The following is a 13,295-nucleotide window of genomic DNA, read 5'->3' on the forward strand; positions in this document are numbered from 1 at the left end:
TGCCTTTTGTCCAGGCAGAAAAAAGCCCGTCACGGGGACGGGCTTTCGTCGATTCAGGCGCTCAGTGGGTCCGGGCCACGGCGAACTCGGTGAGTTCCTTCAGGGCATCGCGGTACTCGCTGGATGGCAATTGGTCCAGGCAAGCGATGGCGCGGGCAGCGTAGTCGCGCGCCAGGCGGGCGGTGTAGTCCAGGGCGCCAGCCGCTTCCACGGCGGCTCGGATGCCTTCGAGGTCCTGGCTGCCGCCCTGCTGGATCGCCTTGCGTACCAGGGCGGCCTGTTCCGGGCTGCCGTCGCGCATGGTGGCGATCAGCGGCAAGGTGGGTTTGCCCTCGGCCAGGTCATCGCCGACGTTCTTGCCCAGGGTGGCGGCGTCGCCACGGTAGTCCAGCAGGTCGTCCACCAGTTGGAAGGCAATGCCCAGGGCGTCGCCGAACTGGCGCAGGGCTTCGGCCTGCTCGGTGCTGGCATTGGCCAGTACGGCGGCGCTGTGGGTGGACGCCTCGAAGAGCATCGCGGTCTTGCCGCGGATGACTTCCATGTAGGTCTCCTCCGTGGTACTGGCGTCGCGAATCTTGGACAGCTGCAGCACTTCGCCTTCGGCGATCACGCGGGTGGCCTGGGAGATGATGCGCATCACCGGCATGGAGCCGAGTTCCACCATCATTTCGAAGGAGCGGGCATAGAGGAAGTCGCCTACCAGCACGCTGGGCGCGTTGCCCCAGAGGGCGTTGGCGGTGGAGCGGCCGCGGCGCAGGCCGGAGGCATCCACCACGTCGTCGTGGAGCAGGGTGGAGGTATGCAGGAACTCGATGGTGGCGGCCAGCAGGCGCAGTTGGTCGCCGCCGAAGCCCAGGGCATTGCCGCTGAGCAGCACCAGCAGTGGGCGCAGGCGCTTGCCGCCGGCGGATACGATGTAGTCACCGATCTTCTCCACCAGGGGAACGCGGGAGGTCAGTTGTCGGCGAATGATTTCGTCGACAGCGGTAAAGTCGTCCGCCACCACGCGGTAGAAAGCCTGGGGTTGCATCGGCCAGAAGTGCTCCTGTTGGGATGCGCGGCATGCTAGGGACCGGGCTGGGGGCTGTCAAGGCGAGCGCCGGCGGCGCTTGCGCGGGAATCCCGGCTTGCGTACAATCGCGGCCCCTGAACTTCCTTGGGCATTTTCCTGCCTTACGCAATTGCACGGGCGTCAGTTCCGGCCCCATGCAGCCATGCCGACCCATACCTCTTTTTATAAAGCGTCGGGTGAGCAGGTTTAACGGAGAAAATCCATGTACGCAGTTATCGTTACCGGCGGCAAGCAATACAAAGTCGCTGAAGGTGAATTCCTGAAGGTCGAGAAGCTCGAAGTCGCCACCGGCGAATCCGTGACTTTCGACCGCGTCCTGCTGATCGGCAATGGCGACGACGTGAAAATCGGTGCTCCGGTCGTTGATGGCGCCAAAGTAGTCGCTGAAGTGGTCTCCCAAGGCCGTCACGACAAAGTGCGCATCATCAAGTTCCGCCGTCGTAAGCACCACATGAAGCGCCAGGGCCACCGCCAGTGGTTCACTGAAATCAAGATCACCGGCATCCAGGCCTAATTTCCTTTTTGGAGGATTTGACTCATGGCACACAAAAAAGCTGGCGGTTCTACCCGCAACGGCCGCGATTCCGAAAGTAAACGCCTTGGCGTGAAACTGTTCGGCGGCCAGGCTGTCAAGGCCGGCAACATCATCGTGCGTCAGCGCGGCACCAAGTTCCACGCCGGCGTCGGCGTCGGCCTGGGCAAGGATCACACCCTGTTCGCGAAAGTGGACGGCGTGATCAAGTTCGAGGTCAAAGGTGCTTTCGGTCGCAAGTACGTAAGCATCGTCGCTGCCTGATAGCGACACCGCTGGAAAAGCCCCGTCTTGCGACGGGGCTTTTTTGTTTCTGCTTCTTGGAAACTCTGCATCGGGCGGGGTTCCCTGTATCCTATGTGCTTTGTTTCACTCAACCCGTCCCCGTGGCGGGAGGCGTCCTGATGAAATTCGTCGATGAAGTATCGATCTTTGTAAAAGCGGGCGACGGCGGCAACGGCCTGATGAGTTTCCGTCGCGAAAAATTCATTGAAAAGGGCGGTCCCAACGGTGGCGACGGGGGGGATGGCGGCTCCGTGTTCATGGAGGCCGACCCCAATCTCAATACGCTGGTGGATTACCGCTACACCCGCCGTTTCGATGCCCAGCGCGGCGAGAATGGCGGTAGCAAGGACTGCACCGGGCGCAAGGGGGACGACCTGGTCCTGCCGGTGCCGGTGGGTACCACTGTGATCGATGCGGCCACCCAGGAAATCATTGGCGACCTGACGAAGCCGGGCCAGCGCCTGCTGGTCGCGCAGGGTGGTTGGCACGGGCTGGGCAATACCCGCTTCAAGTCCAGCACCAACCGTGCGCCGCGCCAGACCACCAAGGGTAAGCCGGGCGAGTCCCGTGACCTCAAGCTGGAACTCAAGGTGCTGGCGGACGTCGGCCTGCTGGGGCTTCCGAATGCGGGCAAGAGCACCTTCATTCGTGCCGTTTCCGCCGCCAAGCCGAAAGTGGCCGACTACCCCTTCACCACCCTGGTGCCGAACCTGGGGGTGGTCAGCGTAGGCCGTTTCAAGTCCTTTGTAGTGGCCGATATCCCCGGCTTGATCGAGGGCGCTGCCGACGGTGCCGGCCTGGGCATTCGTTTCCTCAAGCACCTGGCGCGTACCCGCCTGCTGTTGCACATCGTCGACATGGCGCCGCTGGATGAAAGCGACCCGGCTGAGGCTGCTGCGGTCATCATCGACGAGCTGGGGCGTTTCAGTCCGGCGCTTACCGAGCGTGATCGCTGGCTGGTGCTGAACAAGGCCGACCAGTTGCTCGATGAAGAGCGCGATGCGCGCATGAAGGCCGTGCTTGAGCGCCTGGGTTGGACGGGGCCGGTGTTCGTCATTTCCGCCCTGGAGCGCGAAGGCACCGAGGCGCTTTCCCAGGAAATCATGCGCTACCTCGACGAGCGCACCCTGCGCATGGAAGAGGAGCCGGCCTACGCCGAAGCGCTTGCCGAGCTGGACCAGCGCATCGAGGACGAGGCGCGTGCCCGTCTGCAGGCCATGGATGACCAGCGTGCCCTGCGCCGTGCCGGCATCAAGAGTGCTGGCGCCGACGATGATGACGATTTCGATGACGACGAGGATGACGGCGACGGGCCGGAAATCTTCTACGTACCCTGATTCCGGCGCCACCCGGCGCTGTGGACTGTTCGCATGGCCGCGCGGCCGTAGCTTCTAACTAGGGTTGGACGATATGCGGGACAAGGTGACTGGCGCGCGGCGCTGGGTGGTGAAGATCGGTAGTGCTCTGCTGACCGCTGACGGCCGAGGGCTGGATCGCTCGGCCATGGCGGTCTGGGTCGAGCAGATGGTTGCCCTGCGCAATGCGGGGGTCGAGCTGGTGCTGGTGTCCTCTGGTGCTGTTGCGGCTGGCATGAGCCGTCTGGGGTGGTCCAGTCGTCCAAGTGCGGTCCATGAGTTGCAGGCCGCTGCCGCGGTGGGGCAGATGGGGTTGGTGCAGGCCTGGGAGTCCAGCTTCGCCGAGCACGGTCGTCATACCGCGCAGATTCTCCTGACCCACGATGACCTGTCCGACCGCAAGCGCTACCTGAACGCGCGCAGCACCTTGCGTACCCTGGTGGAGCTAGGGGCGATTCCGGTGATCAACGAGAACGACACCGTGGTCACGGATGAAATCCGCTTTGGCGACAACGATACCTTGGCGGCACTGGTGGCCAACCTGGTGGAGGCCGACCTGCTGGTGATTCTCACCGATCGGGACGGCATGTTCGATGCCGACCCCCGTCACAATCCAGATGCCCAACTGATTTCCGAGGCTCGCGCCGATGATTCGGCCCTGGACGCCGTGGCGGGCGGCTCCGGTGGAGCCCTGGGGCGTGGTGGCATGCAGACCAAGCTGCGCGCGGCGCGCCTGGCAGCGCGCTCCGGGGCTCACACTGTGATCGTTGGTGGTCGCATCGAGCGTGTGCTGGATCGTCTCAAGACGGGCGAGCGCCTGGGCACCCTGCTGGCGCCCGAGCGCGGCATGCTGGCGGCGCGCAAGCAGTGGTTGGCCGGCCATCTGCAGACCCGTGGCACCCTGGTGCTCGATGCCGGTGCGGTGAAGGCGCTGCGCGAGGCTCGCAAGAGCCTGTTGCCGGTCGGCGTGAAGGCTGTCCAGGGCAGCTTCCGTCGAGGGGAAATGGTGGTCTGCGTCGGGCCTGATGGGGTCGAGATCGCGCGTGGCCTGGCCAACTACAGTGCGCTCGAGGCGCAGAAGATCATCGGTCAGTCGTCCGATCTCATCGAGAAGTTGCTGGGCTATGTCGACGAGCCTGAGTTGGTGCATCGCGACAATCTGGTTCTGGTCTGAGGCTGGCGGAAGGATGCGACTGATCAAGGGAATGGCGGCTGCGTTGCTGACGATGCCGCTGCTGGTTGCGGCCGAGGAAATCGGTTCGGTGTCCACCGTATTCAAGTGGGTGGGGCCGAACGACAAGATCGTGGTAGAGGCGTTCGACGATCCCCGGGTGGAGGGCGTGACCTGCTACCTGTCGCGTGCGAAGACCGGTGGGGTAAAAGGAGGTCTGGGGCTGGCCGAAGATCGCGCCGAAGCCTCCATCGCCTGTCGTCAGGTGGGGCCGATTCGCTTCAAGGGTGAACTCAAGGATGGCGAGGAAGTGTTCAAGGAGCGCACTTCGCTGGTGTTCAAGACCATGCAGGTGGTGCGTTTCTTCGACCAGAAGCGCAACACGCTGGTGTATCTGGTCTACAGCGACCGGGTGATCGAGGGCAGTCCGCAGAACGCGGTCACGGCGATTCCTGTCCTGCCCTGGCCAGGTAAGCCTTGAGTCAAAGGAAAAGCCCGGCATGCCGTAATGCTGTTCACTTAAGCGGAGCAGCCTTGCGGTCCACCGGGTAGCGGGTCTTGGAAATCTTCACCGTCCTGGGTCTTGATGGCTTGGGGCGGTGATCCAGAAACAGTCCGCCAATACCGGCTCGCAACTCCGACAGGCGACGGCCCGTGGCCGAAATCGGGTTGGCCGCCGCCATCACGATCAATTGCACGGCGATATAGTGAGCCACCGGCTTGAAGCGGATGTCGGCGGGTGAGCGGCCGAAGGCGACTGCCGCCTGACCGGCCTCACGGCGGATGATGTTGTAGGCCAGCAACAATCCCCAGACCTCCTGGTAGACCAACGCCTTGACCTTGCTGCGCAGGGTCACCGCATTCTGCTGCAGGGAACTCTTGATGTTCCGGAAACCCAGTTCGATCTCCCAGCGCTCCCGGTACAGTGTGGCGACCGCCTTGGCGCTGTAGCGCTCGGCCGGCAGCGAGGTCAGAACGGTTTTTACCTTGCCCTGGACTTCGTAGCTGACCTCGCGCACCTCCCAGTGCGTGGGTAGGTTCGGGTTACGGTTTCGCGCCTGGGGCGACACCTTCATGCGCAACAGGCGATCCCCTTTGCCATAACGCGTCACTTCCTCGCTGACTAGACCCTGGCGGGCCGGGATCAACCAATGTCGGTGGTCACCGCCCTTGTTCAACCCCAACAGCAAGTCGGCGCTCCAGAACCCCTTGTCGAACAAGGTCACCGAATGGTCGGGAATCTGCTGCACAAAGGCATCGGCCAAACGCATTTCACTGCGCCGGTATGGGCTCAGCTGGGCATCCAGAATCAAGTGCGAGCGCACGTTCATCAGGGCCACGAGCCGCAGCATGGGGAACGGCGTCTGACGGTCGGTGGCGGTATTGCCAGAGCCGAAATGCTCCCGCAGTTCGGGTGTATCCGGGGTGCGCAGCAGTGCACCATCCACCGCCAACACCTGCAGGCCCTGCCAGCTATCGCCGTCATAGCGCTCACACCCCCATTGCTGACCCGTCTGGCGAAACAGCCATTCAACCGGATCGGCCCCCAGCCGTTTGCGTGCCTCGGTGACCCCACTTCTGGCCAGCAGGTGGTCGGAGGCCAGCCCCTGGGCGCAGATGTTCAGGCGCCGCGCCACCTCATGGACCGGCTCGTCGCGGAACAAGGCCATGCCGAGCACCAGCCAGAGCACCTGATCACTGGGCAGGCGTCGGCGGCGGATGGTGGCCTGGGCAGAAAGGTCCAGCGCCGACGCCACCCACTCGATCGGGATGTTTTGGGTGAAGGTGCTCAAGTCGGAGAAGTTGAACAACTCGCCCAGGTCGAGCAACTGCTGTTGAAAGGACATAAAAAATCCGATGCCAGAGGTCTGGCATCGGATTCTCGGGGAGCCTCGGCTGCAGCTCAAATGCTTATGTGAACAGCATTACGGCATGCCGGGCTTTTTCATGAGTGGGCTGGATTCTGTGGGCAATAAAAAACCGGCCAGAAGGCCGGTTTTTCGCAAGAACTCAAGCTCAGGCAGCAGCTTGACCGAGCGCCTTGATGTGGGCGTTCAGGCGGCTCTTGTGACGAGCGGCTTTGTTCTTGTGGATGATGCCCTTGTCGGCCATGCGGTCGATTACCGGCACGGCAGCGGTGTAAGCAGCCTGGGCCTTGGGCAGGTCTTTGGCGTCGATGGCCTTGACCACGTTCTTGATGTAGGTACGAACCATGGAGCGCAGGCTGGCGTTATGGCTACGACGCTTCTCAGCCTGTTTGGCGCGTTTTTTGGCAGAAGGTGTGTTGGCCACCGTCAAGCTCCTCGAAACTGGGGAATTGAATCAAATTAAGGCCGCGAATCATGCCGAGGTGACTTTGCCTTGTCAAGGGTGATCGGACAGGTCGGGCGACGAGCGTGAGCATCATCGCGGGATGCTTTTATCCCGGCCGGACTCTACACTCGGCAACCTCGACCGACCGCCGGCAGTGTACCGGTGCGCCGTGCCACTCCTGTCCGGACACCTGAATGAATCTGCTCAAGTCGCTGGCGGCCGTCAGCTCCATCACCATGCTTTCCCGTGTCCTGGGGTTTGTCCGCGACACCATCGTGGCGCGCTTCTTCGGCGCCGGCACGGCCACCGACGCCTTTTTCGTGGCATTCAGGCTGCCCAACCTACTGCGCCGCATCTTCGCCGAAGGGGCCTTTTCCCAAGCGTTCGTGCCCATCCTGGCCGAATACAAGACCCAGCAGGGCGAGGAGGCGACCCGCACCTTCATTGCCTATATCGCCGGGCTGCTGACCCTGGCGTTGGCCTTGGTGACCCTGCTGGGCATCCTGGCCGCGCCCTGGGTGGTCTGGCTGACGGCTCCGGGCTTCGCCGATTCGCCCGAAAAATTCGCCCTGACCACTGACCTGTTGCGGGTGACCTTTCCATACATTTTCCTGATTTCGCTGTCGTCCCTGGCGGGTGCCATTCTCAATACCTGGAACCGCTATGCGGTGCCGGCCTTCGTGCCGACCCTGCTGAACGTCAGCATGATCGCCTTCGCGCTGTTCCTGACGCCCTATTTCGACCCGCCGATCATGGCCCTGGGCTGGGCGGTGCTGGTCGGCGGCCTTGCCCAACTGCTCTACCAACTGCCTTCGCTGAAGCGTATCGGCATGCTCGTGCTGCCGCGTCTGAACCTGCGCGACACCGGTGTCTGGCGCGTGCTCCGGCAAATGGGCGCGGCGATCTTCGGGGTTTCCGTGGGCCAGGTCTCGCTCATCCTCAACACCATCTTCGCCTCCTTCCTGGCGGCGGGTTCGGTGTCCTGGATGTACTACGCCGACCGGCTGATGGAACTGCCCTCCGGCGTGCTGGGCGTGGCCTTGGGCACCATTCTGCTGCCGTCCCTGGCCAAGACCTATGCCAGCGATGATCGCCACGCCTACTCGCAACTGCTCGACTGGGGGCTGCGCCTGTGTTTCCTGCTGGTGCTGCCCTGCGCGCTGGCTCTGGCGCTGCTGGCCGAGCCGCTGACGGTGGCGCTGTTCCAGTACGGCAAGTTCACCGCCCACGATGCCCTGATGACCCAGCGCGCACTCATCGCCTATGCGGTCGGGCTGCTCGGGATCATCCTGGTGAAGGTGCTGGCGCCCGGGTTCTATGCGCGGCAGAACATCCGTACGCCGGTGAAGATCGCCCTCTTCACTCTGGTGGCGACCCAGTTGATGAATCTCGCGTTCGTCTTTCCCCTGCGTCATGCCGGGTTGGCTTTGGCCATCAGCCTGGCGGCCTGCATGAACGCCGGATTGCTCTACTGGCAGCTGCGCAAGCAGCAGCTGTTCCAGCCGCAGCCGGGGTGGGGGCGCTTCCTGCTCAAGCTGATGGTCTCCGTGCTGGTGATGTGCGCGGTGCTGCTGGGCGTGATGCAGCTGCTGCCCGCCTGGGAGCAGGGCAACATGGTCGAGCGCCTGCTGCGCCTGGGGCTGTTGGTGGGAGCAGGCGTAGTCGCCTATTTCGGCATGCTCGCGCTGTTGGGTTTCCGTCTGCGGGATTTCGCCCGGAAGGCCGTCTGATTCAATGCTGCCCGCCGGCCGCTTGTCATGTCGGCAGGCTTGCTGCGCCTGTTGTCCGGCTCCGGCTGTGCGTATAATCGACCACTTTGTGAACAAGACTTGTGCTATGCAGCTGGTTCGAGGTCTACACAACCTGCGGCCCCTCCATCGGGGCTGCGTCGCCACCATCGGCAATTTCGACGGCGTGCACCGCGGCCACCAGGCCATTCTGAAGCGGTTGCGCGAGCGAGCGGCTGAGCTGGGTTTGCCCACCTGCGTGGTGATTTTCGAGCCACAGCCCCGCGAATTCTTCGGCCCGGATACCGCGCCCGTGCGGCTCACGCGCCTGCGCGACAAGCTCGAACTGCTGGCGCGCGAAGGCGTCGACCGCGTGCTCTGCCTGGCCTTCAATCGCCGCCTGCGCGAGCTCAGCGCTGCCGAGTTCGTCCATGCGGTGCTGGTGGAGGGCTTGGGCGCCAAGCATCTGGAGATCGGCGACGATTTTCGATTCGGCTGCGACCGTGCCGGCGACTTCGAATTCCTGCAGCAGGCCGGCGAGGCCGAAGGTTTCAGCGTCGAGGCGGCCGCCACTGTGGAGCTGGATGGCCAGCGGGTCAGCAGCACGCGGGTGCGTCAGGCCCTTGCCGAAGGTGATTTCCTGTTGGCCGAGCGGCTGCTGGGGCGTCCCTTCGCCATTTCCGGACGGGTCCTGCATGGGCAGAAGCTCGGTCGCCAGTTGGGCACGCCGACCGCCAACGTGCAGCTCAAGCGCCGCCGCGTTCCGCTCAACGGCGTGTACCTGGTCAGCGTGGACCTGGACGGGCAGCCACTGCCCGGCGTGGCGAATATCGGTGTGCGCCCCAGCGTCAAGGGCGACGGGCGCGCCCACCTGGAGGTCCACCTGCTGGATTATGCCGGCGATCTCTATGATCGGCGGATCAGCGTGACCTTCCACCACAAGCTGCGTGATGAGCAGCGTTTTGCCTCCCTGGAGGCGTTGAAGTCGGCGATCGATGCGGATGTCGCTGCCGCCCGTGCCTATTGGCAGGGTACTCAATCAAATTGAAGAGCCTGGACTGAAATGACCGATTACAAAGCGACCCTGAACCTGCCCGAGACGGCATTCCCGATGAAGGCCGGTCTGCCCCAGCGCGAGCCGGAACTGCTGCAGCGCTGGAACAGCATCGACCTGTACGGCAAGTTGCGGCAGATCGGCGAAGGTCGTCCGAAGTTCGTCCTGCACGATGGCCCGCCCTATGCCAACGGCAGCATCCACATCGGTCACGCGGTCAACAAGATCCTCAAGGACATCATCGTCCGTTCCAAGACACTCGCAGGCTACGACGCGCCCTACGTGCCGGGCTGGGACTGCCACGGCCTGCCGATCGAGCACAAGGTCGAAACCACCCACGGCAAGAACCTGCCGGCTGACAAGACCCGCGAACTCTGCCGTACCTACGCCGCCGAACAGATCGAGGGACAGAAGGCCGACTTCATCCGCCTGGGCGTGCTGGGCGACTGGGACAACCCGTACAAGACCATGGCCTTCGCCAACGAGGCCGGCGAAATCCGCGCCCTGGCCGAGATGGTCAAGCAGGGCTTCGTGTTCAAGGGCCTGAAGCCGGTGAACTGGTGCTTCGACTGCGGCTCGGCACTGGCCGAGGCGGAAGTCGAGTACGCCGACAAGAAGTCCGACGCCATCGACGTCGCCTTCCCGGTGGAAGATGCCGACAAGCTGGCCAACGCCTTCGGCCTTGCGAGCCTGGCCAAGCCAGCCGCCATCGTCATCTGGACCACCACGCCCTGGACCATTCCGGCCAACCAGGCGTTGAACGTTCACCCCGAGTTCAACTACGCGCTGGTGGATACCGGCGCGCGCCTGCTGGTGCTGGCCGAAGAGTTGGTGGAGTCCTGCCTGCAGCGTTACGGCCTGGAAGGCCAGGTCGTCGCCACGACCAAGGGCGAGGCGCTGGACCTGATCCGCTTCCGCCATCCCTTCTACGAGCGCCTGTCGCCCGTCTACCTGGCCGAATACGTCGAGCTGGGCGCTGGCACCGGTATCGTGCATTCGTCGCCGGCCTACGGCGAGGACGACTTCCGTACCTGCAAGCAGTACGGCATGAGCAACGACGACATCCTCAGCCCGGTGCAGAGCAACGGCGTCTATGTTCAGGACCTGCCGTTCTTCGGCGGCCAGTTCATCTGGAAGGCCAACCCGGCCATCATCGCCAAGCTGGAGGAAGTGGGCGCACTGCTCAAACACGAGTCCATCAGTCACAGCTACATGCACTGCTGGCGCCACAAGACCCCGCTGATCTACCGCGCTACCGCCCAGTGGTTCGTCGGCATGGACCGGACCGTCTCGGCCAAGCAGCCGGAACAGGGCGCCACCCTGCGGGAGCGTGCGCTGGCGGCCATCGAGCGCACTGAGTTCATCCCGGCCTGGGGCCAGGCGCGCCTGCAGGGCATGATCGCCGGCCGTCCGGACTGGTGCATCTCCCGTCAGCGTAACTGGGGCGTGCCGATTCCCTTCTTCCTGCACAAGGCCACCGGCGAGCTGCACCCGCGCACCGTCGAACTGATGGACGAAGTCGCCAAGCGCGTCGAGCAGGAAGGCATCGAGGCCTGGTTCAAGCTGGACGCCGCCGAGCTGCTGGGCGACGAGGCCAGTCAGTACGACAAGATCAGCGACACCCTCGACGTCTGGTTCGACTCCGGCACCACCCACTGGCACGTGTTGCGTGGCTCCCACGCCGAACTGGGGCATGCCAGCGGCCCGGCCGCCGACCTCTACCTGGAGGGCTCCGACCAGCACCGAGGCTGGTTCCACTCCTCGCTGCTGACCGGTTGCGCCATCGATGGCCACGCGCCGTACCGCCAACTGCTGACCCACGGTTTCACCGTGGACGAGAGCGGTCGCAAGATGTCCAAGTCCCTGGGCAACGTGATCGCCCCGCAGCAGGTCACCGACAGCCTGGGCGCCGACATCCTGCGCCTGTGGGTATCGGCCACCGACTACTCCGGTGAGATGGCGGTGTCCCAGCAGATCCTCCAGCGCAGCGCCGATGCCTACCGCCGTATCCGCAACACCGCGCGTTTCCTGCTGGCCAACCTGAACGGCTTCGACCCCGTCCGCGACCTGTTGCCGGCCGAGGACATGCTGGCGCTGGACCGCTGGGCCGTCGACCGCGCCCTGCTGCTGCAACGTGAGCTGGAGGAAGCCTACGGCGAGTACCGGTTCTGGAACGTCTATTCCAAGGTGCACAACTTCTGCGTGCAGGAGCTGGGCGGCTTCTACCTCGACATCATCAAGGACCGCCAGTACACCACTTCCGCCGACAGCGTGGCACGCCGGTCCTGCCAGACCGCGCTGTTCCACATCGCCGAGGCACTGGTGCGCTGGATCGCGCCGATCCTGGCCTTCACCGCCGACGAGATCTGGCAGTACCTGCCGGGCGAGCACAACGAGTCCGTCATGCTCAACACCTGGTACCAGGGTCTGACCGAGCTGCCGGAAGGCTTCGAGCTGGGCCGCGAGTTCTGGGACCAGGTCATGGCGGTCAAGGCGTCCGTGAACAAGGAGCTGGAGAACCTGCGCAGCACCAAGGCCATCGGCGGCAACCTGCAGGCCGAGGTCACTCTGTTCGCCGAAGATGCCCTGGCGGCCAGCCTCGCCAAGCTGGGCGACGAGCTGCGCTTCGTGCTGATCACCTCGGCCGCGGACGTCCAGCCGCTGGCCAGTGCCCCGGCCGATGCGGTGGAAACCGAGGTTGCGGGCCTCAAGCTGAAGATCCACAAGTCCGGCCATACCAAGTGCGGCCGTTGCTGGCACCATCGCGCCGACGTTGGCCAGTTCGTGACGCATCCGGACCTGTGCGGCCGTTGCGTGGAGAACATCGATGGCGCCGGCGAGGTGCGTCACTATGCCTAAGGAATACGGCCGGCTCGGTTGGCTCTGGCTGACCGCCCTGGTGTTCGTGCTGGACCAGGGCAGCAAGTGGTACTTCGAGAGCGAGCTCAACCTCTACGAACAGATCGTGGTAATTCCCGATCTCTTCAGCTGGACCCTCGCCTACAACACCGGGGCGGCCTTCAGTTTCCTCGCTGACAGCTCCGGCTGGCAGCGTTGGCTGTTCGCCCTGATCGCCCTGGTGGTCAGCGGTGTGCTGGTGGTCTGGTTGAAACGCCTGAAACCCGAGGAAACCTGGTTGGCCGTTGCACTGGCCCTGGTTCTCGGCGGTGCGCTGGGCAACCTGTACGACCGCCTGGTGCTGGGCCATGTGGTGGATTTCATCTACGTGCACTGGCAGCACCAATGGCGCTTCCCGGCGTTCAACCTGGCCGACAGCGCCATCACCGTCGGCGCGGTGATGCTGGCACTGGACATGTTCAAGACCAAGAAATCCGGAGACCCCGCCCATGACTGAACATCGCATAGGGCCGGACATGGAAGTCACCCTGCATTTCGCCATCAAGATGGACAACGGCGACGTGGTGGACAGCACCTTCGAGAAGAAACCGGCCACCTTCAAGGTGGGTGACGGCAACCTGCTGCCGGGCTTCGAGAACGTACTTTTCGGCCTCAAGGCCGGCGACAAGCGCGTGCTCGCCATCGAGCCGGAGCATGGTTTCGGCCAGCACAATCCGCAGAATGTGCAGGTGATGCCGCGCGGCAACTTCCAGGACATGGAGCTCTCCGAAGGCCTGCTGATCATCTTCAACGACGCCGCCAATGCCGAACTGCCCGGCGTGGTGAAGTTCATCGACGACAGCCACGTCACCATCGACTTCAACCACCCGCTGGCCGGCAAGCCGCTGAGCTTCGAGGTGGAGATCCTGTCGGTCGGTCCGGCCTGAT

At 63.9% G+C, this 13,295-nt stretch carries 13 protein-coding genes; 10 read left to right on the top strand and 3 right to left on the bottom strand.

Features of this window, described 5'->3' with window-relative positions; genetic code table 11:
* Positions 1 to 61: 61 nt before the first annotated feature.
* Entirely contained in the window at positions 62 to 1,030 is a 969-nt protein-coding gene (locus PJW05_RS05300) for a polyprenyl synthetase family protein (RefSeq protein WP_271410694.1), read from the bottom strand.
* Positions 1,031 to 1,274: 244 nt separating this feature from the next.
* On the opposite strand from PJW05_RS05300, the gene rplU reads away from it, so the two are divergent.
* The 5 genes from rplU to PJW05_RS05325 all read left to right on the top strand — a co-directional run bounded on the left by rplU (position 1,275) and on the right by PJW05_RS05325 (position 4,896).
* Positions 1,275 to 1,586 (top strand): 50S ribosomal protein L21, encoded by a 312-nt coding sequence (gene rplU, locus PJW05_RS05305; RefSeq protein WP_004420147.1) that lies wholly within the window; start codon positions 1,275 to 1,277, stop codon positions 1,584 to 1,586.
* 24 nt (positions 1,587 to 1,610) lie between these two features.
* Positions 1,611 to 1,868 (top strand): 50S ribosomal protein L27, encoded by a 258-nt coding sequence (gene rpmA / locus PJW05_RS05310; protein WP_271410695.1) that lies wholly within the window; start codon positions 1,611 to 1,613, stop codon positions 1,866 to 1,868.
* Between the two features lie 140 nt (positions 1,869 to 2,008).
* Positions 2,009 to 3,226, top strand: coding sequence for an Obg family GTPase CgtA (gene cgtA / locus PJW05_RS05315; RefSeq protein WP_271410696.1), 1,218 nt, complete (start codon positions 2,009 to 2,011; stop codon positions 3,224 to 3,226).
* Positions 3,227 to 3,299: 73 nt separating this feature from the next.
* Positions 3,300 to 4,418, top strand: coding sequence for a glutamate 5-kinase (proB, locus tag PJW05_RS05320; RefSeq protein WP_271410697.1), 1,119 nt, complete (start codon positions 3,300 to 3,302; stop codon positions 4,416 to 4,418).
* A 13-nt stretch (positions 4,419 to 4,431) separates the two neighbouring features.
* Positions 4,432 to 4,896 (top strand): CreA family protein, encoded by a 465-nt coding sequence (locus tag PJW05_RS05325; protein WP_271410698.1) that lies wholly within the window; start codon positions 4,432 to 4,434, stop codon positions 4,894 to 4,896.
* Between the two features lie 34 nt (positions 4,897 to 4,930).
* On the opposite strand, the gene PJW05_RS05330 is transcribed toward PJW05_RS05325, so the two are convergent.
* Together PJW05_RS05330 and rpsT are read right to left on the bottom strand one after the other, a co-directional pair.
* Positions 4,931 to 6,262: an IS4 family transposase gene (locus tag PJW05_RS05330; protein WP_271407860.1), complete on the bottom strand. Its 1,332-nt coding sequence runs from the start codon at positions 6,260 to 6,262 to the stop codon at positions 4,931 to 4,933.
* 169 nt (positions 6,263 to 6,431) lie between these two features.
* The gene (rpsT, locus tag PJW05_RS05335; RefSeq protein ID WP_004420142.1) at positions 6,432 to 6,707 is read right to left on the bottom strand and encodes a 30S ribosomal protein S20; all 276 of its coding nucleotides are present in this window, start codon (positions 6,705 to 6,707) and stop codon (positions 6,432 to 6,434) included.
* A gap of 215 nt (positions 6,708 to 6,922) precedes the next feature.
* Between rpsT and murJ the strand changes: the two genes are divergently transcribed.
* The 5 genes from murJ (at position 6,923) to PJW05_RS05360 (ending at position 13,294) form a co-directional block, all read left to right on the top strand.
* Positions 6,923 to 8,458: a murein biosynthesis integral membrane protein MurJ gene (gene murJ, locus PJW05_RS05340; RefSeq protein WP_271410699.1), complete on the top strand. Its 1,536-nt coding sequence runs from the start codon at positions 6,923 to 6,925 to the stop codon at positions 8,456 to 8,458.
* Positions 8,459 to 8,564: 106 nt separating this feature from the next.
* A complete protein-coding gene (ribF, locus tag PJW05_RS05345; protein ID WP_271410700.1) occupies positions 8,565 to 9,503 on the top strand; it encodes a bifunctional riboflavin kinase/FAD synthetase in 939 nt (312 codons plus the stop codon).
* A gap of 15 nt (positions 9,504 to 9,518) precedes the next feature.
* Positions 9,519 to 12,368: an isoleucine--tRNA ligase gene (ileS, locus tag PJW05_RS05350; protein WP_271410701.1), complete on the top strand. Its 2,850-nt coding sequence runs from the start codon at positions 9,519 to 9,521 to the stop codon at positions 12,366 to 12,368.
* Positions 12,361 to 12,864, top strand: coding sequence for a signal peptidase II (gene lspA, locus PJW05_RS05355; protein ID WP_271410702.1), 504 nt, complete (start codon positions 12,361 to 12,363; stop codon positions 12,862 to 12,864). Before ileS ends, lspA begins: the two co-directional genes overlap by 8 nt.
* A complete protein-coding gene (locus PJW05_RS05360) occupies positions 12,857 to 13,294 on the top strand; it encodes an FKBP-type peptidyl-prolyl cis-trans isomerase (protein WP_271410703.1) in 438 nt (145 codons plus the stop codon). The genes lspA and PJW05_RS05360 overlap by 8 nt, the downstream gene beginning before the upstream one ends.
* Position 13,295 lies beyond the last annotated feature (1 nt).

The organism is Pseudomonas sp. Q1-7, from assembly GCF_028010285.1.
In the GTDB taxonomy this organism is placed as follows: domain Bacteria; phylum Pseudomonadota; class Gammaproteobacteria; order Pseudomonadales; family Pseudomonadaceae; genus Metapseudomonas.

Excerpts from the sequence above, each read along its gene's own strand:
- PJW05_RS05360 (WP_271410703.1), top strand. The coding sequence starts at position 12,857 with ATGACTGAACATCGCATAGGGCCGGACATGGAAGTCACCCTGCATTTC.
- PJW05_RS05300 (WP_271410694.1), bottom strand. The coding sequence starts at position 1,030 with ATGCAACCCCAGGCTTTCTACCGCGTGGTGGCGGACGACTTTACCGCT.
- rplU (WP_004420147.1), top strand. The coding sequence starts at position 1,275 with ATGTACGCAGTTATCGTTACCGGCGGCAAGCAATACAAAGTCGCTGAA.
- proB (WP_271410697.1), top strand. The coding sequence starts at position 3,300 with ATGCGGGACAAGGTGACTGGCGCGCGGCGCTGGGTGGTGAAGATCGGT.
- cgtA (WP_271410696.1), top strand. The coding sequence starts at position 2,009 with ATGAAATTCGTCGATGAAGTATCGATCTTTGTAAAAGCGGGCGACGGC.
- PJW05_RS05330 (WP_271407860.1), bottom strand. The coding sequence starts at position 6,262 with ATGTCCTTTCAACAGCAGTTGCTCGACCTGGGCGAGTTGTTCAACTTC.
- PJW05_RS05325 (WP_271410698.1), top strand. The coding sequence starts at position 4,432 with ATGCGACTGATCAAGGGAATGGCGGCTGCGTTGCTGACGATGCCGCTG.
- ribF (WP_271410700.1), top strand. The coding sequence starts at position 8,565 with ATGCAGCTGGTTCGAGGTCTACACAACCTGCGGCCCCTCCATCGGGGC.
- lspA (WP_271410702.1), top strand. The coding sequence starts at position 12,361 with ATGCCTAAGGAATACGGCCGGCTCGGTTGGCTCTGGCTGACCGCCCTG.
- rpmA (WP_271410695.1), top strand. The coding sequence starts at position 1,611 with ATGGCACACAAAAAAGCTGGCGGTTCTACCCGCAACGGCCGCGATTCC.
- ileS (WP_271410701.1), top strand. The coding sequence starts at position 9,519 with ATGACCGATTACAAAGCGACCCTGAACCTGCCCGAGACGGCATTCCCG.
- murJ (WP_271410699.1), top strand. The coding sequence starts at position 6,923 with ATGAATCTGCTCAAGTCGCTGGCGGCCGTCAGCTCCATCACCATGCTT.